This window comes from Stenotrophomonas sepilia, assembly GCF_003244875.1.
Classification (GTDB): Bacteria; Pseudomonadota; Gammaproteobacteria; order Xanthomonadales; family Xanthomonadaceae; genus Stenotrophomonas; species Stenotrophomonas sepilia.
Window position 1 is genome coordinate 18,907 of record NZ_LXXZ01000035.1, and the last position, 21,534, is coordinate 40,440.

Below are 21,534 nucleotides of genomic sequence, written 5' to 3' on the forward strand. Positions count from 1 at the left end.
GGGTCAGGCGCTTACTCGTCGCCAGCGCTCTGGCGCTGCAGGATGGAGCTGAACTCTTCGGCGAAGGTCTCGAACCGCACCGACATGCGCTCCACGCGGGTGGTGAAGCGGTTGTAGGCCCACACCGCCGGGATCGCCACGAACAGGCCGATGGCGGTGGCGAACAGGGCTTCGGAGATGCCTGGCGCGACGGCGGCGATACCGGCCTGCGCACCGCTGCTGATCATGTCGTGCATGGTCACCATGATGCCGAACACGGTACCGACCAGGCCCACGTACGGGGCAGTCGAACCGATGTTGGCCAGCAGTTCCAGGTTGCGCTCAAGCTGGTCCACTTCGCGGGTGTAGGTGGTGCGCATGGCACGCTGCGCGCCTTCCAGCTGCGCACGGCCATCCAGGCGGCGCTTGTCGCGCAGGCGGGTGTACTCGCGGAAACCAGCTTCGAAGATGGCTTCCAGGCCGGTCACGCTGCGGCTGCGGTCGGTGGCGGCGCTGTACAGCTTGCCCAGGTCGGCGCCGGACCAGAAGCGGTTCTCGAACTCGTCAGCTTCGCGGGTGGCCTGCTTGAACACGCGGGCCTTGCGGAAAATGATCACCCAGCTGACGAACGAGCCGACCAGCAGCAGCAGCACGATGATCTTCACCGGCAGGCTGGCCTTGGCCATCAGTTCGAGGTAGTTGATGCCGCCGCCGGTGGTGGCCTGGGCAAGGGTCTGTGTCGCGGCGTTGCTGACGTCGGCCGGCAGTGCCTCGGTGACCGTGGCCTGCAGGGCCAGGAGCGTTGCGATCATCCGTTGTTCCTCAGTGTTCGGATTCGGGGTGGAGGTGGGGTTGCAGCATGGCAAGGACGGCCTCGTCCATGCCACGCGGGCGGAAACTGGCCGCTTCCAGTGCGGCGATGCGGACCCGGGCCGACAGCAGCAGCTCGCCGTCGCGCAGGATCTGCTGGTCGAAGACCATGCTGGCCTTCTTCAGCTGGACCAGGCGGGCGCTCACCTGCAGGGTGTCATCCAGCCGTGCCGGCTTGATGAAATCCATCTGCATCGAGCGCACCGCGAAGACCATCCCATGCTCGGCGCGCATGCGCTCCTGGCCGTAGCCGAGCGCACGCATCCATTCGGTCCGGGCCCGTTCCATGAAGGCCACGTAGCGGGCGTGGTAGACCACGCCGCCTGCGTCGGTATCTTCCCAGTAAATGCGTGTCGGCCAACTGAATAGTGGCTCAACCGACATCGGGAACCTCCGCGAACAGATCCTGCGGCGGGTTCTTCGGCTTCAGGCCCATGTGCCGGTAGGCCTTGTGGGTGGCCATGCGGCCGCGCGCGGTGCGCACCAGGAAGCCCTGCTGGATCAGGTACGGCTCGACCACGTCTTCCAGCGTGCCGCGCTCCTCGGACAGCGCCGCGGCCAGCGACTCGATGCCGACCGGGCCGCCATCGAAGTAGTCGACCAGGGTCTTGAGCAGGCGCCGGTCGAGCTCGTCGAAGCCTTCCGGATCAACCTTGAGCATCTTCATCGCGGCCTGCGCCACGGCCTCGTCGATGTGGCCGCCCGCCTTCACCTGCGCGTAGTCGCGCACGCGGCGCAGCAGGCGGTTGGCGATACGCGGGGTGCCGCGCGCGCGCCGCGCGATCTCGCCGGCGCCGTCGGCGGTGCAGTCGATGCCGACGATGGTGGCCGAACGGCGCACGATCCGGGTCAGCTCCTCGACGCTGTAGAACTCCAGCCGCTGGACGATGCCGAAGCGGTCGCGCAGCGGCGCGGTCAGCAGGCCGGCGCGGGTGGTGGCACCGATCAGGGTGAACGGCGGCAGGTCGATCTTGATCGAACGGGCCGCGGGGCCCTCACCGATCATGATGTCGATCTGGAAGTCTTCCATCGCCGGGTACAGCACTTCCTCGACCACCGGCGACAGGCGGTGGATCTCGTCCACGAACAGCACGTCGTGCGGCTGCAGGTTGGTCAGCAGTGCGGCGAGGTCCCCGGCCTTCTCGATCACCGGACCGGAGGTCACCCGCAGGGCCACGCCCAGTTCGTTGGCGATGACGTGGCTGAGCGTGGTCTTGCCCAGGCCAGGCGGCCCGAAGATCAGCACGTGGTCGAGCGCGTCGCCGCGCCCCTTGGCCGCTTCGATGTAGATCTCCATCTGCTCGCGCACCGGGGCCTGGCCGAGATAGTCGGCCAGGCGCTTGGGGCGGATGCTGGCGTCGGCGGCGTCATCCTCGCGGGTGGCGCCGGCGCCGATGATGCGGTCGTCGGTCATACCGTGATTATGCGGTAAATGGTTGCATTCCGGGGCCGGAAGCACGGTAGTGCCGGCCGCTGGCCGGCAACCCCATGAACACCGGTGGTGCGGCGGATGCCCGCCAGCGGCCGGCACTACCAGACCTCAGATCTCGACCTGGGCCCCGAGTTCGACCAGGCGGTTGCCGGGAATACGGAAGAAGCCCGTGGCCGGCGCGGCATTCCGGTGCATCAGCGCGAACAGCTTGTCGCGCCAGATCGGCATGCCGCGGTTGGCGGTGGCCACGATGGTTTCGCGGCTGGCGAAGAAGGTGGTGTCCATCGGGTCGAAGTAGATGCCACCGTGGTCGCACGAGCGCATCAGCGCCAGCGGCACGTCCGGGGTTTCCATGAAGCCGAAGCGCACGTAGACGCGGTAGAACTCGTCGCCCACCGATTCGATCTTCAGCCGCTGCCCTTCCATCGCATACGGGATCGGCAGGGTCTCCACGTGCAGGAACACGTTGCGTTCGTGCAGCACCTTGTTGTGCTTGAGGTTGTGCATCAGCGCATGCGGGGCGACGGTCGGGTCGGCGGTGAGGAACACTGCAGTGCCCGGCACGCGCACCGGCGGTGCCAGCATCAGCCCAGGCAGGAAGGTATCCAGGCGGATGCCGTCCTTGCGGATCTCATCGCGCAGCAGTTCGCGGCCACGGCGCCAGGTGCGCATCATGGTGAACAGGAAGATCCCCAGTACCACCGGGAACCAGGCGCCCTGCAGCAGCTTGGCACCGTTGGCGATGACGAAGCCGAGGTCGATGATGAAGAACACCACGCACAGCGGCAGCAGCCAGGCGCGCGCCTTCGGCCACAGCGAACGGGCCACCAGGGCCAGCAGCAGGGTGTCGATCAGCATGGTGGCCGACACCGAGATGCCGTAGGCCACTGCCAGGTTGGACGAGCTGCGGAAGGCCAGCACCAGGCCGATCACCATTACCGCGATGCCCCAGTTGATGCCTGGGATGTAGATCTGGCCGATGGTGTCGTGCGAGGTGTGCTTGATGCGCATGCGCGGGATGTAGCCCAGCTGCATCGCCTGACGCGAGACCGAGAACGCGCCGGTGATGACCGACTGCGAGGCAATCACCGCCGCCATGGTGGCCAGGATGATCATCGGGTACAGCGCCCACGGCGGCACCGCCTCGAAGAACGGGTTTTTCAGCGCTTCGGGGTGGTTGAGCACCAGTGCGCCCTGCCCCAGGTAGTTCAGCACCAGGCACGGCAGCACGAAGAAGTACCAGGCGTGTCGGATCGGCTTGGCACCGAAGTGGCCCATGTCGGCGTAAAGCGCCTCGCCACCGGTCACCGCCAGCACCACTGCGCCGAGGATGAAGATCCCATGCCAGCTGTGCTCCATGAAGAAGCGGATCGCCCACCACGGGTTGAATGCCTTGAGCACTTCCGGCGCATCGACGATGTTGTAGATGCCGATCGCCGCCAGCGAGATGAACCAGACCGACGTGATGGGGCCGAAGGCCTTGCCGATCTTCTCGGTACCGAAGCGCTGCGCCGCGAACACCATCAACAGCACCACCACCGTGATCGGCACGATGAAGGCATGCAGGCCCGGCGCGGCCACCTCCAGGCCCTCCACCGCACCCAGCACCGATATCGCCGGGGTGATCACGCCGTCGCCGAAGAACAGCGAGGCACCGAAAATGCCGAGGATGCCGACCACGTAGGCCGAGCGCGAGCCGTTGCGCAGCGTGCGCTGGGTCAACGCCATCAGCGCCATGATGCCGCCCTCGCCGTCGTTGTCGGCGCGCATGATGATGGTCACGTACTTCAGCGTGACCACGATGTTCAGCGCCCAGAACGCCAGCGACAGCACGCCCAGCACGGTGTCGTGGTCGCTGTTGAGCCCGTAGTGTGGCGAGAACGCCTCCTTCAGCGTGTACAGCGGGCTGGTACCGATATCGCCGAACACCACGCCGATCGCACCGATGATCAGCGCCATGCCTCCTGCTGGAGGGGCGTGACCGTGGCTGCCGGGGGCAGCTGCGTGCGGGGTTTGACTGCTGGACATGGGACTCCTGGCGACGCTCAGGCGGTTCGTTGAAGGAAAGGGACGCGGCTCAGCGCAGCGCCGACTGCAGCGCCTTGCGGATCACGGTGGCCACTTCGTCGCCTTCATTGAAGGCGTCGCGGGCCATGCGTGCCGCTTCGGCCGGCTTGTAGCCCAGCTGCTGCAGGGCCACGGTGGCATCGGACAGCGGGTCGGCCGGGGCCGGGCCGCTGCCGGTGGGCAGCGCGCCGCCGGCACCGAACTGGGCGGCACGGTCACGCAGTTCCAGCACCATGCGCTCGGCAGTCTTCTTGCCGATGCCGGGAATGCGGGTCAGCGCGGTGATGTCACCGGCCTGGACCATGCGCGCGAACTCCTCGACGGAAACGCCGGACAGCACCGCCAGCGCGATCTTCGCGCCAATGCCACTGACCTTCTGCACGTCGCGGAACAAGCGCCGCTCCCCCTCGCGCAGGAAGCCGTACAGCGAAACGCTGTCTTCCTTCTGCGCGTAGTGGGTGTACAGCGTGACCTCGCGGCCGAGCTCAGGCAGGTCGTAGAAGGTGCTCATCGGCGCCTCCAGTTCGTAGCCCACCCCGTTCACGTCCACCACCAGCCACGGCGGCGCCTTGTAGGCGACGATGCCGCGCAGTCGACCGATCATTGCGTGCAGCTCCTCATTTGCGGCCCCACGCCTGGCGGGCACTGAGCCCCAGGCGGTTGGCCGTTGCCCGTACGTGGGCATGGGTGATCGCCACCGCCAACGCGTCGGCCGCGTCGGCCTGCAGCTTGGTTTTCAGGTTGAGCATGAGCCCGACCATGTGTTGAACCTGTTGCTTTTCGGCGCCACCACGGCCAACCACGGCGAGCTTGATCTCGCTGGCGGCGTATTCGTGCACCGGCAGGTCGCGCAGCACCACGGCCGAGATCGCCGCGCCCCGGGCCTGGCCCAGCTTCAGCGCCGAATCGGGATTACGGGCCATGAACACCTTTTCAATGGCCACTTCCTGCGGCTGGTACTCGCGGCACAGGTCGGCCAGGCCCAGCACCAGCAGCTTCATGCGCTGCGGGAAGTCGTCGGCGCCCAGCAGCACCAATGGCTGGTGGTGCACGTAGGTGACGCGGCCGGCGGCATCGACATCGATGATGCCGACCCCGGTCCGCTGCGAACCGGGGTCGATGCCGAGGATGCGGGTCATGCTGCACTCCTGGCGGGGCGGAACGGGATGCGCTGGCAGGCGTAGGGGGCTCATGGCTGTCCGCGGTGACCGTTCAACGGCCCGCGCCCAGGCCGTCGCAGACGGCTCAGGCGTAGGCGTCGGCGCCGAGTTCGGCGTTGGAATACACGTCCTGCACGTCGTCCAGGTCTTCGAGCATGTCCAGCAGCTTCTTGACCTGCAGGGCGACGTCGCCTTCAACCTTGATGTCGTTGTCCGCGCGGAAGGTGATCTCGGCGTGGTCGGCGACATGGCCGGCGGCGGCCATCGCATCCTTCACCGCGTTGAACGCGTCAGGGCTGGTGACCACATCGATCGAGCCGTCATCGGGGTAGACCACGATGTCATCGGCACCGGCCTCAATGGCCGCTTCGGTGATGGCTTCCTCGTCGGCCCCTGCGGCGAAGCTGAGCACGCCCAGGCGCTTGAACATGAAGGCCACCGAGCCTTCGGTGCCCATGTTGCCACCGCACTTGCTGAACGCATGGCGGACGTCGGCCACAGTGCGCACGCGATTGTCGGTCAGGCAGTCGACGATCACGGCCACGCCACCCGGAGCGTAGCCCTCGTAGCGGACTTCCTCGTAGTCGACGCCTTCCAGCTCACCGGTCGCCTTCTTGATGGCACGCTCGATCACGTCCTTGGACATGTTCACGGCCAGGCCCTTGTCCACGGCCACGCGCAGGCGCGGATTGTTGTTGGGGTCGCCTCCACCGCCGCGCGCGGCAACGCCGATCTCGCGGATGATCTTGGTGAAAATCTTGCCGCGCTTCGCGTCGGACGCGTTCTTGCGGGCTTCGATGGAGGGGCCTCTACCCATGGGTGCTACCGTCTGGCTGCTTCAGGATCAAGGCGCGGATTCTACCTGATCGGGCGCTGCAACCGTGTCTAGGCCCGTATTGTTGTAGAGCCGAGCCAATGCTCGGCTCAATGGGCCCGACGGAATGCAGCCGAGCATGGGCTCGGCTCTACAGGGCGGCCTGCCTCCCCTGCCCCTATGCTGCCGCCGCGTCGCGGCTGTGGTCGAACTTGCCATGGCGCAGGAAATGCGCGGTCTGCCGCGCAGCGTCGGGCGACACCACCAGGCCGCTGTGGCTGGTGCGGACCACGCAATGGTCGGCCAGGCCCGGCAGCCGGGTCTCGGCCAGTGCCACGGTGCCGTCGGAGGCATCGTCGATGGCACCCAGCAGGCTGCCCAGCCCGTGCGGCACCGAGCCGGCAATCAGGCCAACCTCGGCCCTGCCCTGCCAGTCCGGCAGGCCATCGAGCAGCAGCTCGCTGCTGCGTCCCAGCGCCAGGCCCCAGCCGTGCTCGGACAACGAGCGTGCGGTGCCACTGCCGCGCAGCGGTGAACCCAGGCAGACCACGCGCTGCACCGGCAGCTGCGGATTGCGCCGCAGCGCTTCCAGCGCCAGCAACCCGCCCAGGCTGTGGCCGACCAGCGACAACGGCCCGGCGTCGGCCAACCGTTCCAGCAGCTGGGGCACCGCCACGTCGGGACCACCGAACACCGAGGAGTAACCGAACGCATGCACCTGGAAACCACGCGCGCGCAGGCGCCAGGCCAGCGGCCCGACCCAGGCGCGGGCATTCCAGATGCCATGCAGCAGCAATACGGGGGGAGTCATGCAAACAGCCTGGCGGTCAGCGGGGCAGGAACGTGAGGTGATTGAACACGCGCGCGCAGCAAGCGGCGGTGAACGTCAGGCCGCGCGCGGTGCGCGGCGCAGGATGAATTCAAGATCGTTGGTATCGCCAACCGGGAACAGGTACTCGCCGGCCTTCTCGAAACCATAGCGGGCGTAGAAGCGTTGCGCGCCGAAGTTCTCCGACCACACGCCCAGCCACAGCGTGCGCGGGCCTTCGCGCTCCAGCCAGGCCAGTGCGGTTTCCAGCAGGCGGCTGCCCCAGCCGCAGCTCTGCTGCGTCTTGATCAGGTACAGGCGCTTGAGTTCGCCGTCACCGGGTTTCACATCCGGATGCGGCAGGCCACAGGGGCCGGCGGCGGCATGGCCGACCGCCTCCCCATCCAGTTCCAGCAGCCACACTGCGTAATCGGGGTGGGCCAGGATCACGCGCTGGCGCTCGACCGTGTAGGCCTCCTCCAGGAAGGCCTGCAGGTCCTGCGGCGGGTACAGATGGCCGAAGGTTTCGGTGAACGTGCGGGCGGCCAGCGCCGACAGGGTCGGCGCATCGTCCACAGTGGCGCGGCGGATCGAATACATGCAGGAAGTTGACGCCAGGGCGAAGCGGGGGTCAAGCCTTTTCAGGCGACTCCTCTTCTTCCTCGTCCTCTTCCTCGTACTCTTCTTCGTCCTCGTCCTCGTCCTCTTCTTCCTCGCCTTCCTCGTCCTCGTCGTACTCTTCCTCTTCGTCGTCCTCGTAATCCTCGACGCCGAAGTCTTCACCGTCCCAACGGCCTTCGCCGTCGGCGACGAAGGTCAGGGCCATCGCCGCCGGGTTGGTACCGACGCGGACCAGCCAACCACCGAACACGCGTGCACGCTCGGTGACCAGGTTGGCCTCGGAGCCTTCATTGCCCAGCTTTTCCCACTCCAGCGAAAACGCAAACTCGGTCATTGCCTGGATCTCCTGATCAGTTGGTCTTGGGGCGAACCTGGATGTGCACTTCGGCCAGCTGCGCGTCGACGATCGGCGACGGCGCGTCGGTCATCAGATCCTGTGCACCGGTGGTCTTCGGGAACGGGATGACGTCGCGGATCGACTCGGTGCCGGCCATCAGCGCGGCGATGCGGTCGATGCCGAAGGCGATGCCACCGTGCGGCGGCGCGCCGTAGTTCAGCGCGTCGAGCAGGAATCCGAACTTGGCGCGGGCCTCTTCGGCGCCGATGCCGAGCAGCTCGAACACTGCGCTCTGCATGTCCGGACGGTGGATACGGATCGAACCGCCGCCGATTTCATTGCCGTTGAGCACCATATCGTAGCCGCGCGAGACGGCGGTACGGGCGTTGGCGCGCAGGTCGGCGATGTCGTCCACGGCCGGTGCGGTGAAGGGATGATGCAGGGCGACGTAGCGCTGTTCTTCCTCGTCCCATTCGAACATCGGGAAGTCGGTGACCCACAGCGGCGCCCAGCCATCGGCGATCAGGCCGAAGTCCTTGCCGGCCTTCAGGCGCAGCGCACCCATGAAGTCGGAGACCTTGTTGTAGCTGCCGGCACCGAAGAACACGATGTCGCCATTGCCGGCGCCAACATGGGCGACCAGCGCAGCAAAGGAAGCCTCGCTGAAGAACTTCTGGATCGGCGAGCTGACTTCGCCGTTGTCGGCGATCTTGATGTAGGCCAGGCCCTTGGCGCCGTACTTGGCGGCGTGCGCGGCGTACTCGTCGATCTGCTTGCGGCTCAGCGCTGCACCGCCCGGGATGCGCAGCGCGGCAACGCGGCCTTCGGCATCGTTGGCCGGGCCGGTGAACACTGCGAACTCGCTGTCCTTGACCAGTTCAGCCACGTCGACCAGCTCCAGCGCGATGCGCAGGTCCGGCTTGTCCGAACCGTAGCGGCGCATCGCCTCGGCCCAGGTCATGCGCGGGAAGCTGGCATCCAGCTGGACGTCGACCACTTCCTTGAAGATGGCGCGGATCATGTCTTCGACGAAGTCCTGCACGTCGCGCTCGCGCACGAAGGCGAATTCCATGTCCAGCTGGGTGAACTCCAGCTGGCGGTCGGCACGCAGTGCTTCGTCGCGGAAGCAGCGCGCGATCTGGTAGTAACGGTCGAAGCCGGCCACCATCAGGATCTGCTTGAACAGCTGCGGGCTCTGCGGCAGCGCGTAGAACTCGCCCGGGTGCATGCGCGCCGGCACCAGGAAGTCGCGCGCGCCTTCCGGGGTTGCCTTGGTCAGGATCGGGGTCTCGATGTCCTGGAAGCCCTTTTCGTCCAGGTGGCGGCGCAGGGCCTGCACCAGCTTGATGCGGGTGCGCTGCATGCGCTGCATTTCCGGACGGCGCAGGTCCAGATAGCGGTACTTCAGGCGGGTTTCCTCGCCCGGGTTCTCGTGGGCGTGGAACGGCAGCGGCGCAGCCTTGTTCAGCACGGTGATGGCGGTGGCGATCACTTCCACCTTGCCGGTGCGCATCTTGTCGTTCACCGCGTGGCGGGCGCGCACGACGCCCTCCACCTGCAGCACGTCCTCGTAGCCCAGCGAAGCGGCCACGGCGAACACTTCGGCGTTGTCGACCTCCACGGTCACCTGCACGATGCCTTCATGATCGCGGAGATCGATGAAGCAGACGCCGCCCTGGTTACGGGCCACGTCGGTCCAACCGGCGAGGGTGACAGTCTGGCCAATCAGGGTCTCGTCGACCAGGCCGCAGAAGTGGGTACGCATTGGGGGAAGCTCCGCTGGAGAACGCCGGCACCGGATGGGGGCCGGAAAGCCCCGTATTCTGCGGCCGAGGCCCCGGCCGGGGCAAATCCGGCCAGTCACACCGGCTTGATCATCCCCCTCCCTATAGTCAGGCACCTGCCACCGTATGGGATGCCGCCATGAATCCGCTGTCCCTGGCCCGCCTGGCCGTGACCCTGAGCCTGGGCACCATCGCCACGCTCGCCCTGCCCTCCGCCCCGGCCGCCGCGCAAAGCGGGGTGATCCGTTGCGAGAGCCAGAACAACCGAGAACGCGTGTGCAATACAGGCTGGCGCAATGCGCAGCTGGTCCGCCAGCTGTCCGGCAGCGCCTGCGACGAGGGCCGCACCTGGGGCAGCCGCAATGGCAGCATCTGGGTCAGCAATGGCTGCCGCGCCGAATTCGTCGAGGCCCGTGGTGGCTGGGGCGGCGGCAACGGCGGTGGCTGGGGCGGCAACAACGGCCGGCCCGGCGAGACCATCCGCTGTGAGAGCCAGAACAATCGCGAACGCAGCTGCCCGGTCGGCTGGCGCAATGCCCGCCTGGTCCGCCAGCTGTCCGGCAGCCCCTGCGACGAAGGCCGTACCTGGGGGGTGCGCAATGGCGCGGTGTGGGTCAGCAACGGCTGCCGCGCCGAATTCGCCGAAGCTCGCGGCTGGGGCGGCGGGGGCGGTGGCTGGGGCGGCGGCAACAGCAACTACTCCATCACCTGCAGCAGCAACAACAACCGCACGCAGAACTGCGACTGGGATGAGCGCCAGGGCCGGCCGGTACTGCAGCAGCAGCTGTCCGGCAGCGCCTGCCAGGAGGGCCGTAGCTGGGGCTACGCACGGGGCCAGGTGTGGGTGAGCAACGGTTGCCGGGCGCGCTTCGGTACGCGTTGAGTTGAGGGGTTGGGGTCAGAGCCCTCCGCAGGAGGGGTCCGACCCGGGGATCACGGCGCGGGTGCTGTGTCGTCGCCCCACGGTGGCGGTGGCAGGTCGACCGGCTTGCTCAGGTCGAACTGCACGCGGAAGCGGCGGCCGTCCGGGCGCGTCAGTTCGTAGACGAACGTCTGATCCGGATCGATCTCCATCGCCCAGGTGTTATGCGTGGAAGCCAGCATGTCGGCGCGGCGGAACATCGCCACCGAATCGGCATCGGCCGGGAACTGCTGGCGCTCGGCGGTGCCCGGCGGCGTGCTGTCGCCACCGTACAGCGTGATCGCGTCGGGGCTGCCGTCTTCGTGGCGATGGTCGTGCTTCAGCCGCAGCCCGTTCGGCGTGCGGGTCAGCACCCAGGTCCGCGAGTGGTCATCACCGACATGGAACGGGATGCGCAGTTCGTGCGCCGGGTCGGCGCAGCCGCGCACATGCATGACCAGGCGCTGCCCGGCGAACGGATCCTTGGCGGTCGGTGCAGGCGTGTCCTCCACCACCTTGCCGACGTAGGCCTGGCCGCAATGTGCGGCGATGGCGGCCATGAACGCATCGGCCGGTGCGGTCGCCAGGTCATGGGCGACCGTGTCGGAGCGCTGCGTGCACGCAGCGAGGCTGAGCAGGAGGGCGGCGGTAGTGGCAACGGCAATCGGTCTCATACCCCAACCCTAACGGCCATGGACGATGGGCGCAAACCGCGCGCCAGTCCCGCTCAGCGCTCGGCAGACGGTGCTGCCGGCAGTGCTTCGGTCGCCGCCGCTACCGGCGCGGCCTCGCCCTCGCCGGCCGGCTCCTGCTCCACCGGATCAACGTCAAACGGTGTACGGAACACCAGCGACGGCAGCAGCGTGGTCAGTGCGGCGTACAGCAGCAGCGCGCCGAACAGCACCGCCGGAATCTGGAAACGCTCGCGCATGATCGCCGCCAGCACCAGGGTGAAGATCAGGGTCGGAGCCAGCGCCAGCGAGACGCGCAGGCTGCTGCGGAAGCTCTCGCCGAACATCACCCGGCGCTGCAGCCAGACCACGCCGATGCGCAGCGGCAGCACCACCAGGGTGATCACGATGCCCAGCCCCAGCGCCTCGAAGCTCAACGCTTCGCTGGGCACCTTGGTGCCGGCGTTGAAGAAGTAGAACGGCACGAAGAACGAGGCGAACAGGCGCAGCGCGTGCAGGTTCTCGTGCGAGGCCAGCAGCGGCATGCGCTGGTGCAGCAGGCGCGCAACCAGGCCGGCGATGAACGCGCCCACCAGGTAATACACGCCCAGCAGGTAGGTGATGTAGGCCGCCACCATGCCGACCATCACCAGCAGCGAGAACTCCGAGCCCGGCGCGTGCGGCGCCACCCAGCGGCCCAGCGCGATGAACAGCAGCGGCAGGCCGACCATCATCGCCAGCAGCGCCAGGCTGGACAGCGCCATGTGTCCCGGGTCGCCGGCCTGCAGCACGATGAACAACGCCGCCAGCGCCAGCAGCTCACCGGCGATGGCCTTGCTGGTCACCCAGAACCGTTCGTCCTCGCTCAGGCCCAGCCGCGACAGCGAGTCCATGATGAAACCGGTCGAGGGCGTCAGCAGCGCCAACGCCAGCAGCCCGGCGGCCTGCCACGGCAATCCTGCGTAACGCCAGGCCAACCAGCCGACGCCGAACAGCGTGCCGGTACGGATGACCAGATGTGCCAGCAGCGGCCACATGCCCCGGCGCAGCGCCTGCAGATCCACTTCCAGGCCGGCGAACAGGAACAGCGAGGAAATGCCCAGGGTGGCCAGCAGTCCGATCACCGCATCATGTGCCTGATCCCCCAGCCAGAGCATGCCGATGATGCCGAACAGCAGGCAGGTCAACGGGGCGGGCAGGCTGAAACGCTGCAACGCGCGTGGGATCACCAGCAGCGCGAAGATCAGCAGCAGGTAGATCAGTTCATGGCTCATGGGGTCTTCCGTGGGGTTGGAACGCGCGCAGGATGCGCGCGCTGAACCGATCCGGCAAGCCGTTTCTGGATGACTCCCGGTTACCTCAACCGATCAGGCGATCGGCAATGCGCCCCACCTGCGCCAGCACCCCGGCGCGCTGCTCGTTGCTGATCGCACTGGCCTGCAGATAGGCGGTCAGCACCCACGGTGCGCCGCCGGACAAGGGCCACAGGACGGCGATGTCGTTGCGCGCGTCTTCACCATTGCTGCCGGTCTTGTCACCCACCCGCCAGCGCTTGCCGAGTCCCGCGCGCAGGCAGGCATCACCGGTCTCATTGTCGATCAGCCAGTCGGACAACTGCTGCCGCGACGCCGGTTGCAGCACATCGCCCAGCACCACACGCTGCAGGGTGGCGGCCATCGCCGCCGGGGTGGTGGTGTCGCGCGGGTCGCCCTCGGCGAAGCTGTTCATTTCCGGCTCCAGCCGATCGCTGCGGCTGACCGTATCGCCGCTGGCACGCAGGAACGCGGTCACCGCGGGCGGGCCACCGACCACGCCGAACAGCAGGTTGGCGGCGGTGTTGTCACTGGTGATCACAGTGGCCCGGCACAGGTCACGCACGGTCATGTCCTTGCCGGCATGACGGCGGGTGACCGGTGCATGCGAGAGCAGATCGGCATCGCGCACCGGCACGCGCCGGTCGAGCAGCGCGGGCGCACGCTCGGCCTGGCTGAGCACGGTGGCCGCCAGCATGCTCTTGAAGGTACTGCACATCGGGAAGCGCTCATCCTGGCGATGACCCAAGCGGCGACCGCTGGCGGTGTCGAGCAGGGTCACGCCCAGGCGGCCGGCGCAGGCCATCTCCAGCGCTGCGAAATCGTTGGCGGTGGTAATGGCAGCCTCGGTCGGTGCGCGTGCGCTGGCCTTGCCTGCCGCACGCGCCAGCAACGGCAGGGCAAGCGAAGAAGCGGCGGCGGCACCACTGAACTGCAGGAATCGGCGACGGGCGAGCATACGGAATCTCCTGGCAACCCCTCGATTATTCAGGCCAGCACGATGGGCGACCAGCGCGAAATATCAGCGAGAGACATGAAAATTATTCATGCCTGTCGCATTCAACCCACTACTGTTACGAACAACTCTATCGACAGGGTAGGATCAGCCATCACTCCAGCTCACGACTGTACGATGCTGCACCCGACCCTGTCGCTGAATGCGCTGCGCGCGTTCGAGGCCGCCGCCCGCCATCAGAACTTCACCCGTGCCGCGCTGGAGCTGTGTGTCAGCCAGGCGGCGCTGAGCCACCAGATCCGGGGCCTGGAAGACCGGCTCGGCATCCGCCTGTTCCATCGCCTGCCGCGCGGCGTGGCGCTGACCGATGAAGGCGCAGCGCTGTATCCGGTGCTCAACGAATCGTTCGAACGCATCTCGGCCAGCATCGCGCGCTACACCGGCGGGCCGGCCCGCGAAGTGCTGACACTGGGGGTGGTCGGCACCTTTGCCACCGGCTGGCTGCTGCCACGGCTGGCCGCATTCGAGGCCGCGCATCCGGACATCGAGCTGCGCCTGCAGACCCACAACAACCGCATCGACCTGGCCGGCGAAGGGCTGGATCTGGCCATCCGCTTCGGTGATGGCGACTGGCAGGGCCAGGCCTGCACGGCGATCCTCGATGCGCCCTTCGCGCCGCTGTGCGCCCCGGCATTGGCGCGGCGGCTGAAGCAGCCGCGCGACCTGGCCACGCTGCCGCTGTTGCGTTCCTATCGCAGCGACGAATGGCCGCGCTGGCTGCAGGCGGCCGGCGTCAGCGGTGTGGAAGCACGTGGGCCGGTGTTCGATTCCTCGCTGACGGTGGCGATGGCCGCCGCCGGCGGTGCCGGCGTGGCCTTGCTGCCGCTGCGCATGTTCGAGCAGGAACTGGCCGAAGGCCGCCTGCTGCAGCCGTTCGGCACCACGCTGGAGCTGGGCCGCTACTGGCTGACGCGGCTACGCTCGCGCGCCGAGCGCGAGCCGGCCAAGCGCTTCCGCGAGTGGCTGCAGGCGCAGGCATGATGTAGCGCCGAGCCTACGCTCGGCTGCTCCGTGTCCAATGCCGCGCTACGCGCGAAAGCCGAGCGTGGCTCGGCTCTGCAGAAATGCCAGTCGGCCGCTGGCCGGCACGACCGGTCAGGACTCCAGCAGCTCCATCCACGCCGCTTCAGCCTTTTCCAGCTGCGCGGCGGCGGTTTCCCGATCGCGGCCAAGCACGGCCATGCGGCTGGCATCGGCGTAGTTGGCCGGGTCGGCCAGCTGGCGATCCAGTTCGGCCAGCGCACCTTCCAGCTCGGCCACCTTGGCTTCAGCGGCGGCCAGCTTGTGCGGGTTCACCGGCTTCTTCTGCACCACCTGCGCCACCGGGGCGGTCTTGACCACCACCGGCTCTTCCACCTGTTCCATGCGCGCCTTGGTGCCCTGTGCCTGCGGGCGGGTACGCAGCCACGCGGCGTAGGCATCCAGATCGCCGTCGAACGGCTCGACCACGCCATCAGCCACGCGCCAATAGGTATCGCAGACCAGGCCGATCAGGTGGCGGTCGTGCGAGACCATCACGATCGCGCCTTCGAAGGTGGCCAGTGCTTCGGCCAGCGCTTCGCGCATTTCCAGGTCAAGGTGGTTGGTCGGTTCGTCCAGCAGCAGCACGTTCGGCTGCTGCCAGGCGATCAGCGCCAGCGCCAGGCGCGCACGCTCGCCACCGGAGAAACCATCGACCGGCTCGAACGCGCGGTCGCCCGGGAAATTCCACTTGCCAAGGAAATCGCGGAACGACTGGTTCGGCGCATCCGGGGCGATCTCGCGGAAGTGCTCCATCGGCGACTGGCCTTCGTGCAGCGACTCCACCGTGTGCTGGGCGAAGTAGCCGATCTTCAGGTCCGGGTGCGCCATGCGCTCACCGACGATCGGCGCCAGTTCACCCACCAGGGTCTTCACCAGGGTGGTCTTGCCGGCGCCGTTGGGGCCGAGCAGGCCAATGCGCTGGCCCGCTTCCAGGCCGAAGCCGACGTTATGCAGGATCACCGCGTCCTGGCCATAGCCGGCCTCGACGTGATTCAGGCGGATCAGCGAGAACGGCAGCTTGGCCGGCGGCGCGAACTCGATGCGGAACTCGCGTTCGGCACGCACCGCTTCGGTGCCGGCCAGCTTGGCCAGGCGCTTCATGCGGCTCTGCGCCTGCGCGGCCTTGCTCGCCTGCGCCTTGAAGCGGTCGATGAAACTCTGCAGGTGGGCACGCTCGGCCTGCTCCTTCTCGTGCGCGATCTGCTGCTGGCGCAGCTGTTCGGCGCGCTGGCGCTCGAAATCGGTGTAGCCGCCCGGGTAGAGCTTGGCGCCGCCACCGTGCAGGTGCAGGGTGTGGGTGGCCACGTTGTCCAGGAATTCGCGGTCATGCGAGATCAGCAACAAGGTGCCTGGGTACTTCAGCAGCCACTGTTCCAGCCAGTACACCGCGTCCAGGTCCAGGTGGTTGGTCGGTTCGTCGAGCAGCAGCAGGTCGCTGGGCATCATCAGCGCACGGGCCAGGTTCAGGCGCACGCGCCAGCCACCGGAGAACGAGGACACCGCGCGGTGGTGCGTCTCGGCCGGGAAGCCGAGCCCGTGCAGCAGCTTGCCGGCGCGCGCTTCGGCGTCGTAGGCGCCCATCTCGGCCATCTTCGTGTGTGCGTTGGCCACCGCCTCCCAGTCTTCGCGGGCGGTTGCCTCGGCCTCTTCGGCCAGCACCGCAGCCACCTCGGTATCGCCGCCCAGCACGAAGCTCAGCGCCGGGTCCGGCAGCGACGGGGTTTCCTGGGCCACGCTGGCGATACGGACCTTGCCGGGCAGGTCGACGTCACCCTTGTCGGCCTCCAGTTCGCCCTTCACCGCCGCGAACAGGCTGGACTTGCCAGCACCGTTGCGGCCGACCACACCTACCCGGTAACCGGCGTGCAGGGTCAGGTCGACATTGGACAACAGCAGCCGCTCGCCGCGGCGCAAGGCGAAATTACGAAGGGAGATCATCGGGGAAGGGGTCCATATAACCGGATGGAATGTGCTGGTGAGCACTGTTCCTGCGACGCAATTCTAGCGTTAACGAATACTTGACGCGTCCCGGGATGCGCAGTGGCCGACGTTCCTCTCTCCCACGTCCTCGCCGCGCGCTTCCCGGGTCTCCTCCCCGCCGATGCCTGTCCGGGCTAAATGGTTGCTGCTGCAACGTTTTTTCCGATGACCGGCATTTGACAGGCACTGAATATCCCGTTAATTGCTGTATTGCGCACCGCAACAACCGCCGTCCGCCTCACCCCCGTGATGTCGATTCCGGTGCCGCCCCCGCCAACCGGAGCCCATCCCGATGACCCGCAAGACCAGCCTGATCGCCGCCGCCGTCGCTGTCGCACTCGGTGGCTCTCCGTTCGTCGCCGCCGCCCAGCAGGCCGGCACCGCCGCCAACACCCTGGACACCGTGATCGTCACCGGCACCCGCGTGGCCGACCGCACCGTCGCCGAATCGCAGTCGCCGATCGACATCATCACCCCTGAAGTGCTGCAGTCCACCGGCACCAGTGAACTGGCCACCGCCCTGTCACGCGCCCTGCCCTCACTGAACTTCCCGCGCCCTGCCCTGACCGACGGCACCAGCGGCGTGCGCCCGGCGCAACTGCGCGGCCTGTCGCCGGACCAGGTGCTGGTGCTGGTCAACGGCAAGCGCCGCCACACCTCGGCGATGATCAACGTCAACGGCAGCATCGGCCGTGGCTCGTCGGCGGTGGACATCAACGCGATCCCGATCGCCGCGATCGAGCGCGTGGAAGTGTTGCGCGACGGCGCGTCGGCGCAGTACGGCTCGGACGCCATCGCCGGCGTCATCAACATCGTGCTCAAGGGCAGCGGCCGTGGCGGCAGCCTGGCCGTGGACTACGGCCAGTACTCCGCCGGCGACGGCAACAAGTACCAGCTTTCCGGCGATACCGGCGTCGAGTTCGGCAACGGCCGTGGCCGCGTGCACGTGGCCGGCCAGATCAGCCAGCAGGACGAGAGCAACCGCGCCGGCCCGTACCGCGGCACCACGCCGAATACCGGCAACTTCCCGAGCATCGGCCAGAAGACCTTCATCGTCGGCGACCCGCGCGTGGACGCCACTGCCGCCTCGGCCAACGCCAGCTTCGATTTCAGCGACCACGTGACCGGCTACGCCAGCGCGCTGCTCAGCAACCGCGACATCACCTCGTTCGCGTTCTACCGTTCGCGCAACCATAGCGGGCAGAGCGCGCTGCTGGCGCAGACCTATCCGGACGGCTACGTGCCGGAGATCAACCAGTATTCCAAGGACCGCTCGCTGGTGGCCGGGGTCAAGGGCAACACCGACAGCGGCTGGACCTGGGACCTGAGCCTGAACCACGGCGAGAACACCCTCGATTTCCACACCCGCAACAGCATCAACTACAGCCTCGGTGCGACCAGCCCGCGCTCGTTCTACGACGGCACGCTGAAGTACCAGCAGGACATCTTCAACGCCGACCTGACCAAGTCGCTGGACTGGGGCCTGGCCTACCCGGTCACGCTGTCCTTCGGCGGTGAGTACCGCAAGGAGAAGTGGGACCAGAATCCGGGCGAACTGAACTCGTACACCGGCAGCGGCGCGCAGGGCTTCGCCGGCTTCACCCCGACCAATGAAGTGCATGCCGACCGCCACAACTACGCGGTCTATGCCGGCCTGGAAGCGGACCTGACCGAGAAGTTCTCGGCCGGCATCACCGGCCGCTACGAGGACTACTCGGACTTCGGCGACCGCTTCTCCGGCAAGCTGTCGGCGCGCTATGCGTTCACCGACAAGGTCGCGCTGCGTGCCACCGCCTCCAGCGGCTTCCGTGCACCGTCGCTGGCGCAGCAGGGCTACCAGGCGGTCACCAGCCAGTTCCTCAATGGCGTGTTCGTTGAACGCGGCACCTTCCCGACCACCAGCCCGGCCGCGCAGGCGCTGGGCGCCTCGCCGTTGAAGGCCGAAACCTCCACCTCCTACAGCCTGGGCCTGGTGCTGCAGCCGGTCGACCGCCTGTACATCACCGTCGATGCGTACCAGATCGACATTGATGACCGCATCGCGCTGTCGTCCAGCATCACCACCAACGCCGCCACCAGCGCGCTGCTGGGCACCCTCGGCCTGCCGCAGGTGACCGCGTTCTCGTACTTCACCAACGGCCTGGATACGCGCACCCGCGGCGTCGACTTCGTGTCCAGCTATACGGTGCCGTTCAACGCCAGCAGCCTGGAGCTGACCGCTGCGTACAGCTACAACGACACCGAAGTGCGCCGTGTCGGCGGCACCCCAGCGGTGTTCGGCACGCTGGGCCTGACCCAGTCGCTGATCGGCCGTGATGAGATCGGCCGCATCGAGGACAGCTACCCGCGCGACAAGGCGATCCTGAGTGGCACCTGGCGTTCGGATCACTGGGAACTGGGCCTGGCCGCCACCCGCTACGGCAAGTTCACCGTGCGCAACTCGGCCACCGCGCTGCGCGACCAGACCTACGGCGATGCCTGGGTGGTGGATGCCTCGGCCAGCTACAAGCCGAGCAGCAACTGGACTCTGACCGTGGGCGCCGACAACCTGCTGGACAAGTACCCGGACCGCACCGAAGACCTGCAGAACTCCACCTTCGGCATGCTGCCGTACAGCAACTACTCGCCGTTCGGCTTCAACGGCGCGTATGTGTACGGGCGGATCAAGTACACCTGGTAAGCGGTAGTGCCGGCCGCTGGCCGGCAACCCCGGGCCGCATCTGGAGGAGAGCCCCTTCTTGTTGAAGGGGCGCGCCGAAGGCGGGGGTAGAGGAGAAATGCGTGGCAAACCCGCCGGCCACGGCACGTGGACGGCAGGTTTGCCGTATCTGGCTTCATCGGTGAAAATCGGGGCACCCCCGATTTCCTGCGAGTGCCGATGCACCATGACACCGACCTGATCAACATCGTTGCCGTTGGCCTGGGGCTCGCCTTCATCTTCGGCGCGCTGGCCAACAAGCTCCGCTTGTCTCCCCTGGTCGGTTACCTGGTTGCTGGCATCTGCGTAGGCCCGTTCACCCCCGGCTTCGTCGCCGACCAGGCGCTGGCCAACCAGCTGGCCGAACTGGGCGTGATGCTGCTGATGTTTGGCGTCGGCCTGCACTTCTCGCTGAAGGACCTGATGGCGGTCAAGGCCATCGCCATCCCCGGCGCCATCGGCCAGATCGCGGTGGCCACCCTGCTCGGCTGGGGCGTGGCCTCGCTGATGGGCTGGCCGGCCATTCATGGCGTCATCTTCGGTTTCTCGCTGGCCACGGCCAGTACCGTGGTGCTGCTGCGGGCAATGGAGGAACGGCGCCTGCTGGAGACGATGCGCGGCAAGATCGCGGTCGGCTGGCTGATCGTCGAAGACCTGGCCTGTGTGCTGGCGCTGGTGATGATGCCGGTGATGGCCGGCGTGTTCGGTCCCGACGCGGCCAAGGAGTCGCACTCGCTGGGCAGCGTGCTGGCCGACATCGGCTGGACCTTCGTGCAGCTGGGCCTGTTCGTGGCGGTGATGCTGGTGGTCGGGCGCCGGGTCATCCCGTGGATCCTCGAACGTATCGCCGGTACCGGCTCGCGCGAACTGTTCACCCTGTCGGTGCTGGCAATTGCGCTGGGCGTGGCGTTCGGCTCTGCGATGCTGTTCGGTGTCTCGTTCGCGCTGGGCGCGTTCTTCGCCGGCATGCTGCTCAACGAATCGGAACTGAGCCACAAGGCCGCGCATGATTCGCTGCCGCTGCGCGATGCGTTCGCGGTGTTGTTCTTCGTCTCGGTCGGCATGCTGTTCGACCCCAACATCCTCGTCCAGCATCCGTGGCAGGTGCTGGCCACGGTGCTGATCATCATGTTCGGCAAGTCGGCAGCCGCGTTCTTCATCGTGCGCGCGTTCGGCCACCCGACCAGCACTGCGCTGACCATCTCGGCCAGCCTCGCCCAGATCGGCGAGTTCGCCTTCATCATCGCCGGCCTCGGCGTGGCGCTGCAGATCCTGCCGAAGGAAGGCCAGTCGCTGGTGCTGGCCGGCGCGCTGGTGTCGATCATGCTCAACCCGCTGGTGTTCGGCCTGCTCGACCGATGGCAGGCCAAGCAGGAAACACAGCCGCAAACGCCAGAGCCGGAAGAGGCGACCGGCCCGTCGCGCGACCTGCATGACCACGCCATCGTGATCGGCTATGGCCGGGTCGGCAGCGAGCTGGCACAGGTGCTGCGCGATCGCGGCGTGCCGGTGCTGGTGATCGATGACAACAAGGAGCACGTCGAGCAGGCGCACGCCAGGGGCCTGGCAGCGATCCGCGGCAGCGCCGCCGCCGACCGGGTGCTGGCCGAGGCCCATCCAGAGCGGGCCAAGATCGCAGTGCTGGCGATTCCGCAGCCGCTGGAAGCCGGTGAGGCGCTGGCCAAGCTGCGTGCGATCAACCCGGACCTGACCCTGCTGGCACGTGCGCACAGCGATGCCGAAGTGAAGCATCTGCTGGAGCATGGTGCCGATGGCACGGTGATGGCCGAGCGCGAGCTGGCCTATTCGCTGGCGGAGATGGTCATGTCCACGCCGCCATATCGGAATCTGGGGCAGCACAGCATTCCGGTGGTGTGAGGGGTGTGTTTGCGGCAGGGCTTGCAGCCCTGCACCTGCCAAGGCAACGGCAAAGGCAAAGGCAAAAGCTGACTATCCGTGGGATGGCGGGGTGGGTCCGCTTGCAGGGGCTGCTGCAAGTACGCCCATGTAAGCTCGGTCGCCGCTTGCTCGTGTGCGCAATCCTGCGCACACGGCAAGACC

19 protein-coding genes are annotated in these 21,534 nt (G+C 67.3%); 4 read left to right on the plus strand and 15 right to left on the minus strand.

Going from position 1 to position 21,534, the window contains the following annotated elements; translation table 11 throughout:
* Positions 1-11: 11 nt before the first annotated feature.
* The 11 genes from tolQ to aspS form a co-directional block, all read right to left on the minus strand.
* On the minus strand, positions 12-791 hold the full coding sequence (gene tolQ / locus A7X97_RS06050; protein WP_005410752.1) for a protein TolQ: 780 nt from the start codon (positions 789-791) through the stop codon (positions 12-14).
* Positions 792-801: 10 nt separating this feature from the next.
* Complete coding sequence (gene ybgC, locus A7X97_RS06055; RefSeq protein ID WP_049413323.1) at positions 802-1,233, minus strand: tol-pal system-associated acyl-CoA thioesterase; 432 nt, start codon at positions 1,231-1,233, stop codon at positions 802-804.
* Entirely contained in the window at positions 1,223-2,263 is a 1,041-nt protein-coding gene (gene ruvB / locus A7X97_RS06060; RefSeq protein WP_111007688.1) for a Holliday junction branch migration DNA helicase RuvB, read from the minus strand. Before ruvB ends, ybgC begins: the two co-directional genes overlap by 11 nt.
* 126 nt (positions 2,264-2,389) lie before the next feature.
* On the minus strand, positions 2,390-4,309 hold the full coding sequence (locus tag A7X97_RS06065; protein WP_072167670.1) for a potassium transporter Kup: 1,920 nt from the start codon (positions 4,307-4,309) through the stop codon (positions 2,390-2,392).
* 49 nt (positions 4,310-4,358) lie between these two features.
* Positions 4,359-4,952: a Holliday junction branch migration protein RuvA gene (gene ruvA, locus A7X97_RS06070; RefSeq protein ID WP_005418517.1), complete on the minus strand. Its 594-nt coding sequence runs from the start codon at positions 4,950-4,952 to the stop codon at positions 4,359-4,361.
* Between the two features lie 13 nt (positions 4,953-4,965).
* Entirely contained in the window at positions 4,966-5,487 is a 522-nt protein-coding gene (gene ruvC / locus A7X97_RS06075) for a crossover junction endodeoxyribonuclease RuvC (RefSeq protein WP_005418518.1), read from the minus strand.
* A 106-nt stretch (positions 5,488-5,593) separates the two neighbouring features.
* Complete coding sequence (locus tag A7X97_RS06080; RefSeq protein WP_005418519.1) at positions 5,594-6,325, minus strand: YebC/PmpR family DNA-binding transcriptional regulator; 732 nt, start codon at positions 6,323-6,325, stop codon at positions 5,594-5,596.
* Positions 6,326-6,500: 175 nt separating this feature from the next.
* On the minus strand, positions 6,501-7,133 hold the full coding sequence (locus A7X97_RS06085) for an esterase/lipase family protein (protein ID WP_032954421.1): 633 nt from the start codon (positions 7,131-7,133) through the stop codon (positions 6,501-6,503).
* A gap of 75 nt (positions 7,134-7,208) precedes the next feature.
* Entirely contained in the window at positions 7,209-7,730 is a 522-nt protein-coding gene (locus A7X97_RS06090; protein WP_049415346.1) for a GNAT family N-acetyltransferase, read from the minus strand.
* A 31-nt stretch (positions 7,731-7,761) separates the two neighbouring features.
* Positions 7,762-8,085 carry a DNA primase gene (locus A7X97_RS06095; protein WP_072167668.1) on the minus strand — a complete coding sequence of 108 codons (324 nt, stop codon included), beginning with the start codon at positions 8,083-8,085 and terminating at the stop codon, positions 7,762-7,764.
* A gap of 16 nt (positions 8,086-8,101) precedes the next feature.
* Complete coding sequence (gene aspS, locus A7X97_RS06100) at positions 8,102-9,853, minus strand: aspartate--tRNA ligase (protein WP_088497145.1); 1,752 nt, start codon at positions 9,851-9,853, stop codon at positions 8,102-8,104.
* A 158-nt stretch (positions 9,854-10,011) separates the two neighbouring features.
* Here aspS and A7X97_RS06105 point away from each other — a divergent pair, with 158 nt between their 5' ends.
* Positions 10,012-10,755, plus strand: a complete 744-nt coding sequence (locus A7X97_RS06105; protein WP_072167666.1) for a DUF3011 domain-containing protein — start codon at positions 10,012-10,014, stop codon at positions 10,753-10,755.
* 50 nt (positions 10,756-10,805) lie between these two features.
* Here A7X97_RS06105 and A7X97_RS06110 read toward each other — a convergent pair whose 3' ends face one another.
* From A7X97_RS06110 to blaL2, 3 genes are all read right to left on the minus strand, one after another.
* Positions 10,806-11,447, minus strand: coding sequence for a hypothetical protein (locus tag A7X97_RS06110; RefSeq protein ID WP_005410764.1), 642 nt, complete (start codon positions 11,445-11,447; stop codon positions 10,806-10,808).
* A gap of 53 nt (positions 11,448-11,500) precedes the next feature.
* Complete coding sequence (locus A7X97_RS06115) at positions 11,501-12,718, minus strand: cation:proton antiporter (protein WP_072167665.1); 1,218 nt, start codon at positions 12,716-12,718, stop codon at positions 11,501-11,503.
* Positions 12,719-12,803: 85 nt separating this feature from the next.
* A complete protein-coding gene (gene blaL2, locus A7X97_RS06120) occupies positions 12,804-13,715 on the minus strand; it encodes a L2 family extended-spectrum class A beta-lactamase (protein WP_111007689.1) in 912 nt (303 codons plus the stop codon).
* A 174-nt stretch (positions 13,716-13,889) separates the two neighbouring features.
* Between blaL2 and ampR the strand changes: the two genes are divergently transcribed.
* A complete protein-coding gene (gene ampR, locus A7X97_RS06125) occupies positions 13,890-14,753 on the plus strand; it encodes a LysR family transcriptional regulator AmpR (RefSeq protein ID WP_111007690.1) in 864 nt (287 codons plus the stop codon).
* Between the two features lie 114 nt (positions 14,754-14,867).
* On the opposite strand, the gene A7X97_RS06130 is transcribed toward ampR, so the two are convergent.
* Positions 14,868-16,733, minus strand: coding sequence for an ABC-F family ATP-binding cassette domain-containing protein (locus tag A7X97_RS06130; RefSeq protein ID WP_061480402.1), 1,866 nt, complete (start codon positions 16,731-16,733; stop codon positions 14,868-14,870).
* A 334-nt stretch (positions 16,734-17,067) separates the two neighbouring features.
* Here A7X97_RS06130 and A7X97_RS06135 point away from each other — a divergent pair, with 334 nt between their 5' ends.
* Both A7X97_RS06135 and ybaL read left to right on the plus strand, forming a co-directional pair.
* Positions 17,068-19,455: a TonB-dependent receptor plug domain-containing protein gene (locus tag A7X97_RS06135; protein WP_111007691.1), complete on the plus strand. Its 2,388-nt coding sequence runs from the start codon at positions 17,068-17,070 to the stop codon at positions 19,453-19,455.
* A 198-nt stretch (positions 19,456-19,653) separates the two neighbouring features.
* The gene (gene ybaL, locus A7X97_RS06140; protein WP_069139333.1) at positions 19,654-21,351 is read left to right on the plus strand and encodes a YbaL family putative K(+) efflux transporter; all 1,698 of its coding nucleotides are present in this window, start codon (positions 19,654-19,656) and stop codon (positions 21,349-21,351) included.
* Positions 21,352-21,534: the final 183 nt, after the last annotated feature.

What these genes read in the sequence shown, in the direction of transcription:
- tolQ (WP_005410752.1), bottom strand. Translation starts at nt 791, where the DNA reads ATGATCGCAACGCTCCTGGCCCTGCAGGCCACGGTCACCGAGGCACTG.
- ybgC (WP_049413323.1), bottom strand. Translation starts at nt 1,233, where the DNA reads ATGTCGGTTGAGCCACTATTCAGTTGGCCGACACGCATTTACTGGGAA.
- ruvB (WP_111007688.1), bottom strand. Translation starts at nt 2,263, where the DNA reads ATGACCGACGACCGCATCATCGGCGCCGGCGCCACCCGCGAGGATGAC.
- A7X97_RS06065 (WP_072167670.1), bottom strand. Translation starts at nt 4,309, where the DNA reads ATGTCCAGCAGTCAAACCCCGCACGCAGCTGCCCCCGGCAGCCACGGT.
- ruvA (WP_005418517.1), bottom strand. Translation starts at nt 4,952, where the DNA reads ATGATCGGTCGACTGCGCGGCATCGTCGCCTACAAGGCGCCGCCGTGG.
- ruvC (WP_005418518.1), bottom strand. Translation starts at nt 5,487, where the DNA reads ATGACCCGCATCCTCGGCATCGACCCCGGTTCGCAGCGGACCGGGGTC.
- A7X97_RS06080 (WP_005418519.1), bottom strand. Translation starts at nt 6,325, where the DNA reads ATGGGTAGAGGCCCCTCCATCGAAGCCCGCAAGAACGCGTCCGACGCG.
- A7X97_RS06085 (WP_032954421.1), bottom strand. Translation starts at nt 7,133, where the DNA reads ATGACTCCCCCCGTATTGCTGCTGCATGGCATCTGGAATGCCCGCGCC.
- A7X97_RS06090 (WP_049415346.1), bottom strand. Translation starts at nt 7,730, where the DNA reads ATGTATTCGATCCGCCGCGCCACTGTGGACGATGCGCCGACCCTGTCG.
- A7X97_RS06095 (WP_072167668.1), bottom strand. Translation starts at nt 8,085, where the DNA reads ATGACCGAGTTTGCGTTTTCGCTGGAGTGGGAAAAGCTGGGCAATGAA.
- aspS (WP_088497145.1), bottom strand. Translation starts at nt 9,853, where the DNA reads ATGCGTACCCACTTCTGCGGCCTGGTCGACGAGACCCTGATTGGCCAG.
- A7X97_RS06105 (WP_072167666.1), top strand. Translation starts at nt 10,012, where the DNA reads ATGAATCCGCTGTCCCTGGCCCGCCTGGCCGTGACCCTGAGCCTGGGC.
- A7X97_RS06110 (WP_005410764.1), bottom strand. Translation starts at nt 11,447, where the DNA reads ATGAGACCGATTGCCGTTGCCACTACCGCCGCCCTCCTGCTCAGCCTC.
- A7X97_RS06115 (WP_072167665.1), bottom strand. Translation starts at nt 12,718, where the DNA reads ATGAGCCATGAACTGATCTACCTGCTGCTGATCTTCGCGCTGCTGGTG.
- blaL2 (WP_111007689.1), bottom strand. Translation starts at nt 13,715, where the DNA reads ATGCTCGCCCGTCGCCGATTCCTGCAGTTCAGTGGTGCCGCCGCCGCT.
- ampR (WP_111007690.1), top strand. Translation starts at nt 13,890, where the DNA reads ATGCTGCACCCGACCCTGTCGCTGAATGCGCTGCGCGCGTTCGAGGCC.
- A7X97_RS06130 (WP_061480402.1), bottom strand. Translation starts at nt 16,733, where the DNA reads ATGATCTCCCTTCGTAATTTCGCCTTGCGCCGCGGCGAGCGGCTGCTG.
- A7X97_RS06135 (WP_111007691.1), top strand. Translation starts at nt 17,068, where the DNA reads ATGACCCGCAAGACCAGCCTGATCGCCGCCGCCGTCGCTGTCGCACTC.
- ybaL (WP_069139333.1), top strand. Translation starts at nt 19,654, where the DNA reads ATGCACCATGACACCGACCTGATCAACATCGTTGCCGTTGGCCTGGGG.